We start from the raw sequence: 15,362 nt of genomic DNA on the forward strand, positions 1-15,362 counted from the left end.
CTGGAGGAGACAGCCTTCCCAATATTTCCCGTTTTATCGTATGTCCTGTACGACCGTACTGGACGGCCGTCGAGTGGGGGCTTTTGCGATGACGCGGTTGCTGGGACGGCTGGGCGGCTGGTGCGCACGGCACGGGCGGATCGTGCTGGTCCTCTGGGTGGTCGCGGCCGCCGCGCTGATGGGCGGCAGCCTCGTGTTCGCCGCTCCCACCAGCAACGACGCGAGCATCCCCGGCACCGACGCGCAGCGCGCGCACGACCTGATGAAGACCGGCTTCGGCCCCGGCTACGCCGCCGGCGGCACGGTGCAGCTCGTCGTCTACTCCGCCGACGGCTCTCTCACCGAGGACGCGCCCAAGCGCGCAGTGGAGCGGGCCGTCGACCGGCTCCGGACCATGCCGCACGTCGTGCAGGTGGACTCGCCGTACCGCGTGGGCGGCATCGCCTCCAACCTGCAGATCGGGCTCATCGGCGTCCGCATGGAGGGCCACGACAGCGACGAGATCGCCGCACTCACTCAGAGCCTGTCCAAGGCCGCGGACCCGGCACGGGCCGCCGGGCTCGAGGTGGTGCCCGCGGACAGCTCCACGCCCGCCGACAAGGAGATCAAGACGGGACCCAGCGAGATCATCGGCGTGCTCTGCGCGCTGCTCGTGCTGGTGTTCGCGTTCGGGACGCTGGTGGCCGCGCTCATCCCGATCTTCACCGCGCTGGTCAGCGTGGCCTCGGGGCTCGGCGTGATCGGCCTGCTCGGGTGGGTGGTCGACATGCCCAAGCAGGCCGGCATCATGGCCACGATGATCGGGCTCGGCGTGGGCATCGACTACGCGCTGTTCCTGCTGTCCCGCCACCGCCGGCTGCTGGCCGACGGGGTGCCGGTCGTGGAGTCCGTACGCCGCACCGTGTCGAGCTCGGGCGGAGCCGTCGTGTTCGCCGGCGGCACGGTGATCATCGCGTTGAGCGCGCTGATGCTGGCGGGCTTCCCGCTGCTGGCCACGCTCGGCTGGGTCACCGGCATCTCCGTCGTCGCCGCCGTGCTGACCTCCGTCACGCTCGTCCCGGCCCTGCTCGGGCTGCTCGGCCACCGCGTCAACGCGCTCAAGGTGCCGTTCCTGAAGGGCGCCGACGGGTCCGGCGCCGGATGGGCCGGGCTCGGCTCGTGGGTCGCCCGCCGCCCGTGGCGGGTGTTGTTCGCCAGCGCCCTCGTGCTCGGAGCGCTGGCCGCGCCCGCGCTGGCACTGAAGCTCGGGCCCCTCGACGAGGGATACGGCACGCAGGGCTCGGATTCGCGGCGGGCGTACGAGCTGATGGCCAGCGGCTTCGGGCCCGGCGCCAACGGTCCGCTGATCGTGGTCGCCGAGCTGCCCTCGAAGGTCGCCGGCTCGGGCGACCCGATCGTCGACCACCTCACCCGCGCGGTCGACGACGTCGAAGGCACCGCACACGTGGGCGAGCCCAAGGTCAACACCTCGGGCCGGTCGGTCCTGCTCCAGGTCGTCACCGACTACGCCCCGAGCGACGCCCGGGCCGCCGAGGTGGTCAGGGACGTCAGGAAACTCGCGCTGCCGGGTGTGCAGGTGCACGTCGGCGGGAAGGTCGCGGGGCTCACCGACGCTGGAGACCGCATGGCCGAGCGCACTCCGCTGGTCATCGGGGTGGTCGTGCTGCTGAGCGCGCTGCTCCTGCTGCTCGCCTTCCGCGCGCCCATCGTCGCGATCAAGGCCGCGGTGATGAACCTCGTCTCGCTCGGGGCCGCGTTCGGCGCGCTGGCGCTGGTGTTCTCCATCGGCGTGGGCAGCGGGCTGGTGGGCATGGACCCGCCGGCCAGTTCGTCGTACGTGCAGACCATCTTCTTCTCGGTGCCGATCGAGAGCTACGTGCCGCTGATGTTGTTCGCGGTGCTGTTCGGGTTGTCGATGGATTACGAGGTGTTCCTGCTGACGGCGGTGCGGCAGGCGTACCAGCGGCACCGGGGCAACGCGCGGTCGGTGGCGCAGGGGCTCGGGTCGACGGGCCGCGTCATCACGTCGGCCGCCCTCATCATGGTGGCGGTGTTCGTGGCGTTCATCGCGTACCCGGATCCGATGGTCAAGACGTTCGGAGTCGGGCTGGCGGTGGCCATCGCGGTGGACGCCACGATCATCAGGGGCTTCCTCGTGCCCGCCACCATGGTGCTGCTGGGGCGGCTCAACTGGTGGTGCCCGCGCTGGCTCGACCGTATCCTGCCGAACCTGTCGGTCGAGGGCCACGAGGAGGACGAGACCCCGGCCCCGCCCCGCCCCGCACCCGTCAAGGCGGGCGTGTAAGGACGGCCCGTCAACCGGGGCGGTCGGTCGGCCGGTCGGCCCGTCAGCCGACCCGGTAGCTCCCATTAGTCGGAGTCGGTCAGGTTGCAGGCGGGAACCCAGCCGACGACCCCGGTCGCCACGTTGCGGCCGTGGTGCCACAGGGTGCTCTCGAAGAAGTCGCAGCGGTAGAGGCCGTACTCAGCCGACCGGTCCGACTCGAATCCCTGACCGGCGTAGCCGACGCCGGCGCGGCCCGCACCCGCCCTGGGCTCGCTCCAGATGACCACGCCCAGGGCGCCGAAGTCGTGGACGTCTCCGGCCACGGCGGACTGGGACTGGACCCCCGTCATGACCAGCCCGGTGAGCGCCCCGGCCATGGTGACGTTCTTGATGTGCACCGTCTCTCCTCCCCGTGGTGTCGGTAACCCACGGTAGGAGATCGATCACTCATCGTTCCAGTGGTTCGCCTCACGTCGTCGGCCCTCAGCGGCGCCCAGCCGGTCAGCGTGCCTGTGGAGCGGCGGCCTCAGACCATGTACTGGTCGTGGCGCAGGTACAGCTCCGTCCACTCCTCCGGGCTCAGCTGCCGGCCGGCGGTGGCGATGCCGGCGAGCTCCTCGAAGTACGCCTCGCGGGGGGCGCCCGGCGTGAACAGGATCAGCATCGAGGCCGGTTCGCCCGACTCGTTCTTGAAAGCGTGCACACCGCCCTCGGGCAGGAACAGGAAGTCACCCGGCTTGCCGTCGGCCCACTTCTCGCCGTTGTAGAGGCGGATCGTGCCCGACAACACGTAGAACGACTCGGTCATGGTCCGGTGGAAGTGCGGATCGGGGCCGCCCGGGCGCGGGCCCATCTCCCACCGGTAGAGGCCGTACGCGCCGTTCGTGGAGCCGCCCGTCGCGAGATAGTGCACCTGCGTGCCTCCCACGCCCATGGACAGGTCAGGCTCCCGGCCGGTCAGCTGGAAAGTGCCGCTGTGCTCGCCGGTCTCGCCGAAGTAGCGGGGCTCAGGATAGGACATACCGCCTCCTCTGATCTTTGGAGGAAGTGTAGAGACCTCTGCTGAGCTCCGGAGCCGCCACAACATCGGAGCCGAAACGAGAAAGGCATCCGCTGAGGCGGCTGGCCGTTAGTCCCGATACCAGAACCCGCCGCCGGCGGCCGGTCGTGGGTAGTGTGGATCAGGGTTTCTGGGCGGCTTCGTCGCCTTCGGTCCCTTTCTGTTGTGTGCGTAGTCGGAGGTGATCATGGTGCACCCGGTCTAGCGACGGCCCCAACCAGGGGCGTCACGGAGCCGAAAGGTGACCGTATGAGCAAGACCGACAGGACCCGGCCCCGGTGGGTGCGGATGGCCGACGCGCCGCCGACGACCTCCGTGCCCGTGCATGATCATCGTTTTGGGCCGTGCACGCTGCCGGACGAGATCACAGCCGACAGCGCGAACTGGCGCCGGGGTGGCTGTTACTGGGGCGCCCCCGGCTACCACGTGCTCGTGTGCGACACCAAAGGTGCCAACCGGGAGTGGTACTACATCCGCCGTGAGGAGCGCCGTCGCAGCCGGCACCAGGCGCGCCGTAAGCTGCGCGCCTACCGCGCCGATCGCGCTCATCTAGACGAGGACTGAGACGACGCGAGGGCCCTACGGCCGGGCGGTCACAGCGTGGCTCGACCACGCCCTGATGCGCGGCATGGGTTCTAGAAAGTGATGACCGTGCGGGCGACGGTGCCCTGGCGGACGTGGTTCACGGCTTCGTTGATCTGGTCGAGGGGCAGGCGTTCCGTGATGAGGCCGTCGAGGTCGAGGCGGCCCCGGAGGTACTGCGCCGCCAGCATGGGCAGGTCGCGGTGCGGTGCGGCGTCTCCGCCCTGGGTGCCCATGAGGCGGCGGGAGGCGAACAGCAGGCCGGTGTCCACCTCGGCGGGCCGGCCCTGGGGCGGGCTGCCGACCATGACCGTCGTCCCGCCGGGCCGGGTGGCGGCGAAGGCCCGGGAGAGCACGCCGGGCGCGCCGGTGGCGTCGAAGGCGTAGTCGACGCCGCCCTTCACGAGTTCGCCCACCTGCCGGGGCAGGTCCGCGGCTAGGAGGGTGTGGGTGGCGCCGAAGCGTTCGGCCAGCTTGAGTTTCGGCTCGGCCGTGTCGGCGGCGACGATCGTGGTCGCGCCCGCGAGCACGGCCCCCTGGATGACGTTGAGTCCGACGCCGCCGCAGCCCACGACGAGGACGGTGGCCCCGGGGGGCACCTTGGCGACGTTCGTGACGGCGCCGACGCCGGTGACGACGCCGCAGGCCAGCAGGCACATGGCGGCGAAGGGTGCGTCGGCGGCGATCCGTACGCACATCGACTCGGAGACGACGGTGTACTCGGCGAACGAGCCGATGCCGATGAAGCGGCGGGTCTCCTGCCCGTCGAGGATGACGCGCGGCGGGCCGCCCATGATGGTGGGGAGCCTGGCGGGGCCGGAGCACAGGTGGAACCGGCCCGCGCCGCACGGGCGGCACCGGCCGCAGGGGCCGTTCATGGCGATGATGACGTGGTCGCCGGGCTTGACGGTGGTCACGCCCGTGCCGACGCTCTCCACCACTCCGGCGCTTTCGTGTCCGAGGATGAACGGTGGCCGGCTCGCCACGGGGCTCTTGCCGTCGATGGCCTTGAGGTCGGAGCCGCACACGCCGGACGCCATGATCCGCACGCGTGCCTCGCCGGGGCCGGGGTCGGCGATCTCGACCTCGCGGATCTCCATGGGGGCGTGGAACCTGGTCAGGACGGCCGCGCGCATCAGCATGCGCCAAACGGTAACCCCGCGCCGAGACCGTGAGCAAGCGGTTGCTCGGGACTCCGTTGACACCCCTATGCTCGCCACAACGGCACGCCCGCCGAGATCAGTCAGGACCCGGTCGTCAGGGCCGCCTATCTGGGCTGAGCGTGGCGCTCGGTGAAGGACAGGATGCGCCTCCAGGCGTCCTGGCACGCCTCGGCCCACTCGCCGTAGGTGCGGTCGAAGAACGAGTGCGGCGCGCCGTCGTAGACGTGCGTCTCGTGCTCCGTGCCCACCTGGTCGAGGGCGGCTTCGTACGCCTCGAACTCCTCCGGCGTCGAGACCGTGTCGGCCCCGCCCCTGAGCAGGAGGAGCGGCGCTCCTGGGCCTGACCCCGGCGGCTCGATGAAGCGCAGCGCGCCGTAGAAGCCGATGCCGCCGGCCAGGCCGTTGCCCTCGGCGGCCTGCCGCCACGACTGTGCGCCGCCCATGCAGAAACCCACCGTGAACACCGGCCCTCCGCCCGCCAGCGCCTCGGTCGCCGCCCTCGCGTCGGCTCTGATCCCCTCGGGGGTGAGCTGGTTGACGTGCGTCATGAACTCGAAGTCGTCGCCGCGCTCGCCGCGGCCCGCCGTCCGGCCGAAGTAGTCGATCGCGATCGTGGAGAATCCCGCTTCGGCGAAGCGCACGGCGAGGTCACGGTAGAAGGGGTGCAGGCCGCGTACGTCGGGCAGGATCACCACGCTGCGGCCGTTCGGCTCGGCGGGCTCGGCCCGGTAGGCGAGGAAACGGTTGCCGTCGGCGGCGGTCAGCTCGATCTGCTCATGTGAGGCCACCTCTCCCTGGACGGGCGGAGCGGGCGGTCTGCTGTCGGTGGAATGGCACATGCCGGACAGCCTGCCCGGGGCGTTCGCGGATATCCACGTGCTCGGAGGGTCGCGGCGGCGATGTTCGGGCGTGGCGGAGCGGCCGCTCCGGCGCCGGATCCTATGGTGTGTTAACCAAGCGTGCGCTAGGTTGGTTATGTGGATCTCGACTTCTCCCCGGCCGAGCGGGACTTCCGAGCCGAGGTTCGTGACTGGCTGCGCGCGCACCTGCCGCGACCGCTCCCGCCCTTGGACACGGCGGAGGGCTTCGAGGCGCACCGCGCCTGGGAGGCGCTGCTGGCCGGCGCGCGGCTGTCCGCCGTCTCCTGGCCCGAGCACTACGGCGGGCGCGGCGCCTCCCTCATCGAGTGGCTGATCTTCGAGGAGGAGTACTGGGCCGCCGGAGCCCCCGCCCGGGTGACGCAGAACGGCATCTTCCTGCTGGCGCCGTCGCTCATGAGATTCGGCACGCCGGAACAGCGCGACCGCTGGCTGCCGCGGATGGCCCGGGGCGACGACGTGTGGGCGCAGGCATGGTCGGAACCCGAGGCGGGCAGCGACCTGGCCGCGCTGACCTCCAGGGCCGAGCCCGCGCCCGGCGGCCGGCGGTTGTACGGCCACAAGACGTGGAGCTCGCGCGCCGCCCACGCCACCCACGGGTTCGGCCTCTTCCGCACCTCCGGCACGCGCCACCACGGCCTCACGTACGTCATGTTCCCCATGGACGACGTCGCCGTCCGGCCGATCGCGCAGCTCGACGGGCTGCCCGGGTTCGCGGAGCTGCACTTCGACGGGGTGTTCGTGCCGGAGTCGATGGTGGTCGGTGAGCCGGGCGACGGATGGCGGATCGCGATGGCCACCACCTCGTCCGAACGCGGGCTGACCCTGCGCAGCCCGGGACGGTTCCTCGCCACCGCCGACCGGCTCGTCGCGCTCGCCCGCGACGCCGGCCCGGCCCTCGCCGACCGGGCCGCCCGGTGCTGGGCCGACGCGGAGGCCTACCGGCTGCACACGTACGCCACCGCGCGGCGGCTCACGACCGGCGAGGAGCTCGGGCCCGAGGCCAGCATGGGCAAGGTGTTCTGGTCCGAGCTGGACCTGCGCATGCACGCCCTCGCCATGGAACTGCTCGGAGACCGGGCGGGGGACACGGCCTGGCTGGACGGGTTCCTCTTCGCGCTGGCGGGCCCGATCTACGCGGGCACGAACGAGATCCAGCGCACCATCATCGCCGAACGTGTCCTCGGGCTGCCCAGGGCGGGGGTGCGGCCGTGAACTTCGGCTTCACCCCCGACCAGCTCGCCCTGGGCGCGACCGTGCGCGACGTGCTGCGGGCGCACTGCCCGCCGGCCGCGCTGCGCACCGAGCGGCGGCCCGCCTGGAAGCAGCTCGCCGGCCTGGGCTTCTTCGGCCTGCTGCTGCCCGCCGAGTCCGGCGGCCTGGGATTGTCGCCGGCCGACGTCCTGCCGGCGCTGGAGGAGACCGGGCGGGCGTGCCTGCCGGGGCCGGTCGTCGAGACCGCCGTGGCGGCGGCGTACCTGCCGGCGAGCCTGCCCGGGCTGGCCTCCGGCGCCGTGTGCGTGAGCGTGCTGCCGCCGGGGCAGGCGTACGCGCCGGACGCCGACCTGGCCGACCTGCTGGTGGTGGCGCGGGCGGGCGGCTGGCACCTGGTCCGCGAGGAGTCCGTACGCCTCGCGCCCCGCCCCGGCGTCGATCCGTGCCGGCCGCTGTTCGAGGTGGGCTTCGACGCGTCCGAGGACCTGGGCGGGGCCGTCGAGCCGGCGATGGACGCCGTGGTGCTCGCGGCCACCGTCGCCACGGCGGCGCAGCTCGTCGGGGTCGCCAGGGAGCTGCTCGCGGTCACCGTCGCGTACGCGCGGGCCAGGACGCAGTTCGGGGCGGCCATCGGGTCGTTCCAGGCGGTCAAGCACCAGCTCGCGGACGTCGCCGTGGCCGTCGAGTTCGCCGCGCCCCTCGTACACCGGGCGGCCCTGTCGGTGGGCGGGCCCCGGAGCCGGCCGCTGCCCAGCGCCGGACGAGACGCCAGCGCCGCCAAGGCCGCCGCGGGGGAGGCCGCCGACCTCGCGGCGCGGGTGGCGCTGCAGGTGCACGGGGCGATCGGGTACACCGAGGAGCTGGATCTGCGGTTCTGGCTCGCGCGGGCCTGGTCGCTCTCGTCCGCGTACGGCACCGCGGCCGCTCACCGCGAACGCCTCTGCGCAGCCGTCATCAACGGCGGCCCGGGACGGTATCCGTGAAGTTCGGCGTGCCGCTCGGCCTGCTGCATCCCGCCGCGTGGAAGGACGTGGCGGTGGCCGCGGACGAGCTGGGGTTCGAGTCGGTGTGGCTGCCCGAGCACCTGGTGTTCACCACGGACCTGTCGCTCGCCGACTACCCGGGCGCCACCGGCCCGGGGATCAACCCCGGCACGCCGCTGTTCGACGCGCCCGCGTACCTGTGCTGGCTCGCCGCCTTCACCTCCCGTGTCAGGCTCGGCACGGCGGTGCAGCTCCTCGCTCTGCGACACCCCTTCGTGTCGGCCCGTGCGTTCGCCACGCTGGACGTCGTCTCGTCGGGACGGGCCATCTGCGGGGTCGGCGCCGGCTGGTACCGGGGGGAGTGGGAGGCGGCCGGCATCCCGTTCGGCACGCGCGGGGCGCGGCTGGACGAGGCGATCGAGGTGGTCAGGCGGCTCTGGAGCGAGCCGGTGGTGGCCCATTCCGGGAGGTTCTACTCGTTCCCCGAGGTCGCGTTCGAACCCAAGCCGGTGCAGCGGCGGCTGCCCGTGCTCGCGGGCGGGGAGTCGGGCGCCGCGCTGCGCAGGGCGGCGCGGCTCTGCGACGGGTGGATCAGCATGCCGCACACGATCGAGTCGATCCGGCCGCAGCTCGACCGGCTCGGGCCTGGGGTTCCCGTGACGGTGCACGCCTACGCGCCGGCCTCCCCTGACGACGTGGCCGCGTGGGAGGCGCTCGGCGTGGAACGGCTCATCGTACGGCCGTGGACGCGCGGACGGGACGCCGTCTCCCGGCTGGCCGCCTTCGCCGCCGAGCACGGGCTCGGCTAGGGACGCCCCTCCGAACGCCCTCGGCGTCGCGCTGAAGGGTCCCGGGCCGGCCGGGCGCGGTGCGGGTCGCTGGTCGGGCGCGGTGGCGTCGCGATGCGGTCGGCACGGGCCGGGAGGCCGGTCAGGCGCGGTGGCGTCCCTTTCCTGGCCGGGTGGTGGCTGCGCCGGCCAGCTGGCGGCCGTCGTCGGGGCGGGTCGTCCTGCGGTGCCTGCGGCCCTTCAGCGGGAGGTCCTGGACGAACCCCTCGGCACCGCGCCCCTCGCCTGGCCGCCTGGACTGCGCGCGTCCCGCGGGCTGTCCGGGCTCCTGGCGGCCCGCGTATGGTGCTCTGGCGGGTTGCGGCGCGTTGCCTGGGCGAAGTCCTTGGACGTCAGGCGAGCCCGGCTGGGTGCGGCGGTGGCGGCGGCCGCGCGACGGCAGGTCGGACGCGAACGCGGGCTCTTCGGCCAGCCGCTCGTGTCGTCGCCGCCGTCCGCGGTAGGGGCCGCCGGAGGGGTGGTCGACGGTGACGGGCGGGCCGAAGGCGTCCGCGCCGGTGGCGCGGGTGGGGGCGAAGGCGTCGAAGCTGCTCGACGCGCCGGGGATGACGATGCGTTCGAACGGTCCCGTGTCCACGACACGATCGAGCGGGCCGGTGTCGAGGACGATCTCCAGCGGCCCCGTCCCGGCGGGAGCCGTGTCGTCGAAGGCGGGTGTGAAGGGCCCGGTGTCCGCCGCGCGGCGGAGCGCCGTGGTGTGGCGCGGGGAGCGGGGGGCGGCGGTGTCGGTGGTACGGAGTTCGGGGGCGTCGGTGGCGAGGTCGAAGGGCCGGGTGGCGAGCCGGCGCCGGGGCGCGGGGGCGGCGTTGCGGCGGCGACGGCGGCCGGCGTTCGAGCGGGCCGGGCGGGCGCCCGTGCCGGACGCGGCGGACGCAGAAGACGCGGCGGACGCGGCGGCTCGCAGCCGTCGGGTCTTGGCGACGGCGAGTAACGCCAGCGCGGCCACCAGCGCGGAGCCGACCAGCGTCGGCGTGGACACGGCGGGCATGGGGGCGGTGGCCGCGGCGTCGATGTGGGCGGGGACCGGGTCGGCGGTCGCGGCCGTGGTGTCGGCGGTGGACGGCTTGGCGTGCTTGGCCTTCTTAACGGGCTCCTTGCCGGTGGCGCTCGCGGAGGCGTGGACCGTGGCCTCCTGCTCGGCCTTCTTCGACGGGGCAGGGGCGGGTGCGGCGGCGTCGCGGCCGCCGGAGTGCGGGGCGCGGGCGGGCTCGTCGCGTTTCGCGCGGGGGATCATGCCGGACAGCGCCTCGTCCGCGGGAAGCTCGAGCACGCCGACGTCGTTGCCGGGCCTTGACGGCTCCTCCGCCCGCTCCTCCGCCTTCTTCCTGGCCTCCTTGGCCTGCTGGGCGGCCTCCTCGTCCAGGCGGGCCTTGATCTCCTCCGGGTAGCCGTAGCCGACGACCTTGCTCGTGTCGCGTTCCTTGCGCTTGGCGACGCCGCCGTCGATGTTGCCCTCGATCGTGTAGATCGTGTCGCCCTCGACCCGCGTCACGACGCCGACGTGGTCGATCCTGCTGATCTTGTTGGATCCGCTCCAGTCGTAGAAGACGATCGCGCCGGGCTTGGGCTTCTTCCCCCACGCGCCCTGCTCCTTGAACCACTTGGCGTGGGCGACCGTCCAGGCGAACTGGCCGATCCACTCCTCGTAGCCGAGCTTGTGCGCCGCCCAGGACAACATCATGTCGCACCACGGGGCGGAGGTGTAGTCGGCGTCGAACTCGACGTTCTTGCCGTACCAGGAGCCGAACTTGGTGTACGCGCCGGCCTTCTCCGAGTAGCCGAGCTGGCGCTCGAGCAGCTCGACGAACTTCTTCATCTCTGGCGTCATGGAGGCGTGGGGAAACCTTCCGGGCAAGACCGGTTTTGTGCACGCAGACTTGGGTATACGAGCGCCCTGTGACTGGTGTGACGAAACCGGCGGCTTGTCATCTCCTGCGATGAGCGAGGTTACCGTTTGGTAACCCCAGGTCAAGCACGCCCCAAGGAAGAGTCGACTCTTCCTGGGAAAGAACCGCAGGTCAGGATGCTGCCAGAAATGTCCGATCCAGGTGGTTTAAACCCAAAAGATCTACCTTGGGGTGAGATCTTAGTATCCCGCCCCGGTCAGCAGCCCTCCGTCCACCGTGAACTCGCTGCCCGTGCAGTAGCTCGCCCGGTCGGAGGCCAGGAACGCCACCACGTGCGACACCTCGACCGGCTTGGCGAACCGCTTGATGACCATGGACTTCACGAACGTGTCCGCGTCCACCTCGTTCGCCATGTCGGGGTCCATGGCCATCGCGGTGTTGATCGCGCCAGGATGCACCGAGTTGACCCGGATCTTGAACCTGGCCAGCTCCCGCGCCGCCGACTTGGTGATCCCGCGCAGCCCGAACTTCGAGGCCGAGTACGCCGACAGCCCCTCGGCGCCGATGAAGGACTCGATCGAGGAGATGTTCACGATGGCGCCGCGCCCGGCCGCCTTCATGGGGTCGATCACCGACTTGATCCCGAGCCAGGAGCCCTTGAGGTTGACGTCGATCACCCGGTCGAAGTCCTCGGGTGACATCTCATGAATGCGCCGATATTTCAGGATCCCTGCGTTGTTGACCAGGACGTCGAGCTTGCCGTACAGATCGGTGGTCATCGACACCGCGCGCTCCCACTCCTGCGCGCTCGTCACGTCGTGCCGGACATAGACCGCGCCCGTCTCCTCCGCCAGCGCCTTGCCCTCGTCGTCCAGCACGTCGCCGAACACCACCCGCGCGCCCTCCTCCAGGAAGAGCCGCACGTGCGCCGCCCCCATGCCCCGGGTCCCGTCCGTGATCAGCGCGACCCTGCCGTCAAGCAATCTCATGATGTCCTCCTCCGGCGACGGCCGCTGCGGCCGCCTCCATCGAGCGGTAGACGGGGATCCCCGCAGCCGCCGCGATCCGTCTCACTTCGTCCTCGACGCCCTCGGGGGCGCAGTCGCCGTTCCTGGTGACGAGGGTGATCCGGGTGCCCGGCAGCGCGCCCTGGGCTCCCGCGACCGCCCTGGCGTAGGCGTGAAGGGGCTCCGCCGCGTCGCCGTACGTGAAGAAGGCCTGCACGTTCACGTGCGCCACGACGTCCCGGTACGGCCGCCGCGACATGATCGTGTCGATCACCTCGGGCACGAGCCCGGCACGACCGAGCGGCCCGACGGGCACCTCGAGCGGATTGCCCGCCGCGGCCACCCCGAGCCCGCGCAGCGCGTCGAGCGCGTCGTCCGGCAGCGGATCGAGCCACACACCCGCGCCGTCGAACGCGTCGGCGGCCAGCACGCTCGCGCCCCCGCTCGGTCCCACCACCAGCACGCCGTCCCCGGAGGTGACCCGCGAGCCGTGCGCCTGGAAGTACGCCAGGACCCCGATCAGGTCGTCCTGGCCGGACACCAGCGCCACGCCCGCCTGCTCGGCCACCGCCTCCCAGATCCGCCGGTCGCTCACCATGCCGCCCGTATGGGAGGCCGCCGCCCGCCGCCCCTGCCCGCTGCGCCCGCCGACGAGCAGCACCACGGGCAGGTCCGTCGCCCCCAGCGCCTCGTACAGCTCTCGCCCGCCGCGCGGATCCTCCAGGTACAGCCCGACCGCGCGCGTCTGCTCATCGCTAGAGAGCCAGCGCAGCAGTTCGGCGGGGGTCACGTCGGCCGCGTTGCCGACCGTGGCGACCCGGCTGAACGCCAGCCCGCGCTGTTCCCCGACCTTGATCACCTCGCCGGCGAGGCCGCCGCTCTGCGAGATCAGGGCCACGGATCCGGCGGGCCCGAGCCCGCCGCCGACGAACGTCTGCCGGCCCCGCGGGCAGTAGACGCCCATGCAGTTGGGCCCCAGCAGCCGCGTGCCCGCCGCGCGGGCCGCCGCGACCAGCTCCCGCTCCAGCCCGTGCTGCCCGGCCTCCCCGAACCCCCCGCTCATCACCTGCACGAACGGGATCCCCGCCGCCTGCCGCACCACGTCGGCGCACCGCCCGGCCGGCACGGCGACCAGCGCGTAGTCCACCTCCGCCAGCGCGGGGGAGCGTACGGCCGGCACGCCCGACACCTCGTCCGCCTCGGGGTGCACCGCCACCAGCGGGACACCCGCCTCGCGGTAGAAGCCGAGGAACATGTTGCCGAAGTTCGGCCGGGTCGTGGACGCGCCGGCGACCGCCACGGCCCTGGGCTCGAAGAGCGGCAGGAAGTCCGCGGGCGGTCCCGCCGCCGACCGTGCGGGGGCCGCGGCGGGCAGGTGGCGGGCGTCGACGGCCACCACGCCCGACGGTCCCGCGATGACCGGGTTCAGCTCGAACTCGCCCAGCTCCAGCCGCTCCCACAGCCCGCCGGGTCCGGCGACCGTCACGAGCAGCTCGACCACCGCGTCCACGTCCACCGGCGGGCCGCCGCGCCACCCGCGCAGGAGCGCGGCCCCGCGCAGCGAGGCCAGCATGCTCCGGGCGTCCTCCTCCGTGATCGGGCAGAGCCGCAGCGCCGTGTCACCCAGCGCCTCCGCCCACACCCCGCCGAGGCCGGCCAGCACCACCGGCCCGAACCCAGGGTCGCGCACCAGGCCCACGATGAGCTCGACTCCGGCCTGCGCCTGCTCCTCCACGAGGAACCCCGCGACGTCCAGCCGGGAGGCCATCGCGGCGGCCGCCGCCGCGAGCTCGCCGTGCCGCAGGCCCAGCGCCACGGCCCCGGCCTCGGACTTGTGCACCAACCCCGGCCCGAACGCCTTCAACACCAGCGGCGCGGCCAGCTCGCCGGCCGCGCCGAAGTCGCCGTCGCCCACCACCACCCCGCGCGGGACCGGCACTCCCGCCTCGCGCAGCAGCGCCTTGACCTCGTGCTCGTACGCGCTCACCCGTACAGCTCGCGGATCTTCCTGCGCAGCAGCTTGCCGGGGCCGCCGGAGGCGTCCTGCGCGTGCGGGAGTTCGGCGGCCACCACGATGTGGTCGGGGCGCTGGTGGGCGGGGAGCGTGTCGGCCAGCGACAGCGCGATCTTGGAGGCGTCCAGCGAGTGCCCGGCGCGCGGCACGACGGCCAGCAGGACCCGCTGGTCCGCCGCGCCCTCCGGCACGCCCACCGCGCCCGCCTCGGCCACGCCGTCGAGGGCCGAAACGGCCTCCTCGATCACGGCCGGCTGCGTCCAGACGCCGCCCTTTATGATCGCGTCCTCCCGCCGGCCGAGCACGCGAAGCACGCCGCCGGCCGAGAGCGTCCCGAGGTCGCCCCCGACGTACCACGCGCCGCGCAGCACCTCCGCCGTGCGGTCCGGCAGGCCGTCGTAACCGGCCATCCGGTGCGGCCCGGCCAGGTTGATCTCGCCGACCTCGTCGACCACGCGGTGGCCGCGCTGGTTCGTGATCCGTACCGCGTTGCCCGTGCGGGCGCGCCCGGACGACCCGAGCGGGATCGAGCCGTCGTCCACCCGCCCCATGCACGTGTACGGCGCCTCGGTCTGGCCGTAGTACGAGAACACCGCCGCCTGCGGCAGCCTGGCCCTGATCCGGTCGAGCATGGTCGCGGTCAGCGGCTCCCCGCCCAGCATGATCACCCGGATGGACGACAGGTCCACGCCCTCGTGGTCGGGCGAGCCCAGCAGCGCCGCGTAGAACGAGGGGATCTGCGACACGTGCGTGACCCGTTCGCGGGGGACGACGCGCAGGAAGTTCGCCGGGCCCCAGTCCTGCTCCAGCACCAGGCGCATCCCGGCGTACAGGGCGGGCCCGGCGATGGCGGGGAAGCCGATGCCCCAGATGATCGCGCCCGTGCCGAACACCGCGTCGGGCCCGCGCGGGACGTCCAGCCAGATCCGCGCCGTGGCCAGCGACGACGCGTGCGTGTGCACGACGGCCTTGGGCAGCCCTGTCGTCCCCGAGGTGTAGTAGAGCGCCAGCGGATCGTCGTGTAACCCGCCGAGCGGCGGCTCGGCGTCCGGACCCTCCGCCGGCTCGCGCACGTCGATCCACGTGGTCACCGCCGGCAGGTCGTCCCTGATCTGCTCGACCACCCCCTCGACCGTCGCGTCGTGCACCAGCGCCGTGCACCCCGAGGCGGCCACCACGTCCCGCACCGTCTCCACCGGCCAGTACGGGTTCAGCGCCGCTGTCACCGCCCCGATCTTGGCCTGCGCGAGGTAGACCTCGGCCACCCGCAACGTCTCGTTGAGCAGCACCGCCACCCGCCGCCCCGGCATGATCCCGGCCGCGATCAGGGCGTTCGCGCGGCGGTTGACGCTCCTGTTGAGCTCGTCGTAGGTGAAGCTCCGCTCGCCGCAGTACGTCAGCGCCACCCGGTCGGGCGTGCGCAGCGCTCCCGCGGTCAGGACCGCGTGGCCGTAGTTGCCGTAGGGTGATCGTGCCAT

13 protein-coding genes are annotated in these 15,362 nt (G+C 72.8%); 5 read left to right on the forward strand and 8 right to left on the reverse strand.

All coding sequences use genetic code 11. From position 1 onward, the window contains the following. Positions 1–88: 88 nt before the first annotated feature. Positions 89–2,305 (forward strand): MMPL family transporter, encoded by a 2,217-nt coding sequence (locus ABGB01_RS00225; RefSeq protein WP_347768980.1) that lies wholly within the window; start codon positions 89–91, stop codon positions 2,303–2,305. A gap of 65 nt (positions 2,306–2,370) precedes the next feature. Here ABGB01_RS00225 and ABGB01_RS00230 read toward each other — a convergent pair whose 3' ends face one another. Beyond that, positions 2,371–2,685 (reverse strand): hypothetical protein, encoded by a 315-nt coding sequence (locus ABGB01_RS00230; protein ID WP_347768982.1) that lies wholly within the window; start codon positions 2,683–2,685, stop codon positions 2,371–2,373. Between the two features lie 128 nt (positions 2,686–2,813). Further along, positions 2,814–3,308, reverse strand: a complete 495-nt coding sequence (locus tag ABGB01_RS00235; protein WP_347768984.1) for a cupin domain-containing protein — start codon at positions 3,306–3,308, stop codon at positions 2,814–2,816. A 288-nt stretch (positions 3,309–3,596) separates the two neighbouring features. Between ABGB01_RS00235 and ABGB01_RS00240 the strand changes: the two genes are divergently transcribed. Then, on the forward strand, positions 3,597–3,911 hold the full coding sequence (locus tag ABGB01_RS00240) for a hypothetical protein (RefSeq protein ID WP_347768986.1): 315 nt from the start codon (positions 3,597–3,599) through the stop codon (positions 3,909–3,911). Positions 3,912–3,982: 71 nt separating this feature from the next. On the opposite strand, the gene ABGB01_RS00245 is transcribed toward ABGB01_RS00240, so the two are convergent. Together ABGB01_RS00245 and ABGB01_RS00250 are read right to left on the reverse strand one after the other, a co-directional pair. Further along, complete coding sequence (locus ABGB01_RS00245; RefSeq protein ID WP_347768988.1) at positions 3,983–5,071, reverse strand: alcohol dehydrogenase catalytic domain-containing protein; 1,089 nt, start codon at positions 5,069–5,071, stop codon at positions 3,983–3,985. Between the two features lie 125 nt (positions 5,072–5,196). Beyond that, entirely contained in the window at positions 5,197–5,880 is a 684-nt protein-coding gene (locus ABGB01_RS00250) for a dienelactone hydrolase family protein (protein ID WP_347768990.1), read from the reverse strand. Between the two features lie 189 nt (positions 5,881–6,069). Here ABGB01_RS00250 and ABGB01_RS00255 point away from each other — a divergent pair, with 189 nt between their 5' ends. From ABGB01_RS00255 to ABGB01_RS00265, 3 genes are read left to right on the forward strand one after another with little or no spacing between them, the layout of a single operon-like run. After that, the gene (locus ABGB01_RS00255; protein ID WP_347768992.1) at positions 6,070–7,185 is read left to right on the forward strand and encodes an acyl-CoA dehydrogenase family protein; all 1,116 of its coding nucleotides are present in this window, start codon (positions 6,070–6,072) and stop codon (positions 7,183–7,185) included. Then, a complete protein-coding gene (locus ABGB01_RS00260) occupies positions 7,182–8,168 on the forward strand; it encodes an acyl-CoA dehydrogenase family protein (protein WP_347768994.1) in 987 nt (328 codons plus the stop codon). The genes ABGB01_RS00255 and ABGB01_RS00260 overlap by 4 nt, the downstream gene beginning before the upstream one ends. After that, positions 8,165–8,977 carry a TIGR03619 family F420-dependent LLM class oxidoreductase gene (locus ABGB01_RS00265; RefSeq protein WP_347768996.1) on the forward strand — a complete coding sequence of 271 codons (813 nt, stop codon included), beginning with the start codon at positions 8,165–8,167 and terminating at the stop codon, positions 8,975–8,977. Before ABGB01_RS00260 ends, ABGB01_RS00265 begins: the two co-directional genes overlap by 4 nt. 121 nt (positions 8,978–9,098) lie before the next feature. Here ABGB01_RS00265 and ABGB01_RS00270 read toward each other — a convergent pair whose 3' ends face one another. The 4 genes from ABGB01_RS00270 to ABGB01_RS00285 form a co-directional block, all read right to left on the reverse strand. Further along, positions 9,099–10,844, reverse strand: a complete 1,746-nt coding sequence (locus ABGB01_RS00270) for a CHAP domain-containing protein (protein ID WP_347768998.1) — start codon at positions 10,842–10,844, stop codon at positions 9,099–9,101. 258 nt (positions 10,845–11,102) lie between these two features. Beyond that, complete coding sequence (locus tag ABGB01_RS00275) at positions 11,103–11,852, reverse strand: glucose 1-dehydrogenase (RefSeq protein ID WP_347769000.1); 750 nt, start codon at positions 11,850–11,852, stop codon at positions 11,103–11,105. After that, the gene (locus ABGB01_RS00280) at positions 11,839–13,857 is read right to left on the reverse strand and encodes an acetate--CoA ligase family protein (protein ID WP_347769002.1); all 2,019 of its coding nucleotides are present in this window, start codon (positions 13,855–13,857) and stop codon (positions 11,839–11,841) included. The genes ABGB01_RS00275 and ABGB01_RS00280 overlap by 14 nt, the downstream gene beginning before the upstream one ends. Beyond that, entirely contained in the window at positions 13,854–15,362 is a 1,509-nt protein-coding gene (locus tag ABGB01_RS00285) for a class I adenylate-forming enzyme family protein (protein ID WP_347769004.1), read from the reverse strand. Before ABGB01_RS00285 ends, ABGB01_RS00280 begins: the two co-directional genes overlap by 4 nt.

Source organism: Nonomuraea sp. B5E05 (genome assembly GCF_039880665.1).
GTDB lineage: Bacteria > Actinomycetota > Actinomycetes > Streptosporangiales > Streptosporangiaceae > Nonomuraea.

What these genes read in the sequence shown, in the direction of transcription:
- ABGB01_RS00225 (WP_347768980.1), top strand. Translation starts at nt 89, where the DNA reads ATGACGCGGTTGCTGGGACGGCTGGGCGGCTGGTGCGCACGGCACGGG.
- ABGB01_RS00235 (WP_347768984.1), bottom strand. Translation starts at nt 3,308, where the DNA reads ATGTCCTATCCTGAGCCCCGCTACTTCGGCGAGACCGGCGAGCACAGC.
- ABGB01_RS00240 (WP_347768986.1), top strand. Translation starts at nt 3,597, where the DNA reads ATGAGCAAGACCGACAGGACCCGGCCCCGGTGGGTGCGGATGGCCGAC.
- ABGB01_RS00245 (WP_347768988.1), bottom strand. Translation starts at nt 5,071, where the DNA reads ATGCTGATGCGCGCGGCCGTCCTGACCAGGTTCCACGCCCCCATGGAG.
- ABGB01_RS00270 (WP_347768998.1), bottom strand. Translation starts at nt 10,844, where the DNA reads ATGACGCCAGAGATGAAGAAGTTCGTCGAGCTGCTCGAGCGCCAGCTC.
- ABGB01_RS00275 (WP_347769000.1), bottom strand. Translation starts at nt 11,852, where the DNA reads ATGAGATTGCTTGACGGCAGGGTCGCGCTGATCACGGACGGGACCCGG.
- ABGB01_RS00285 (WP_347769004.1), bottom strand. Translation starts at nt 15,362, where the DNA reads ATGGCACGATCACCCTACGGCAACTACGGCCACGCGGTCCTGACCGCG.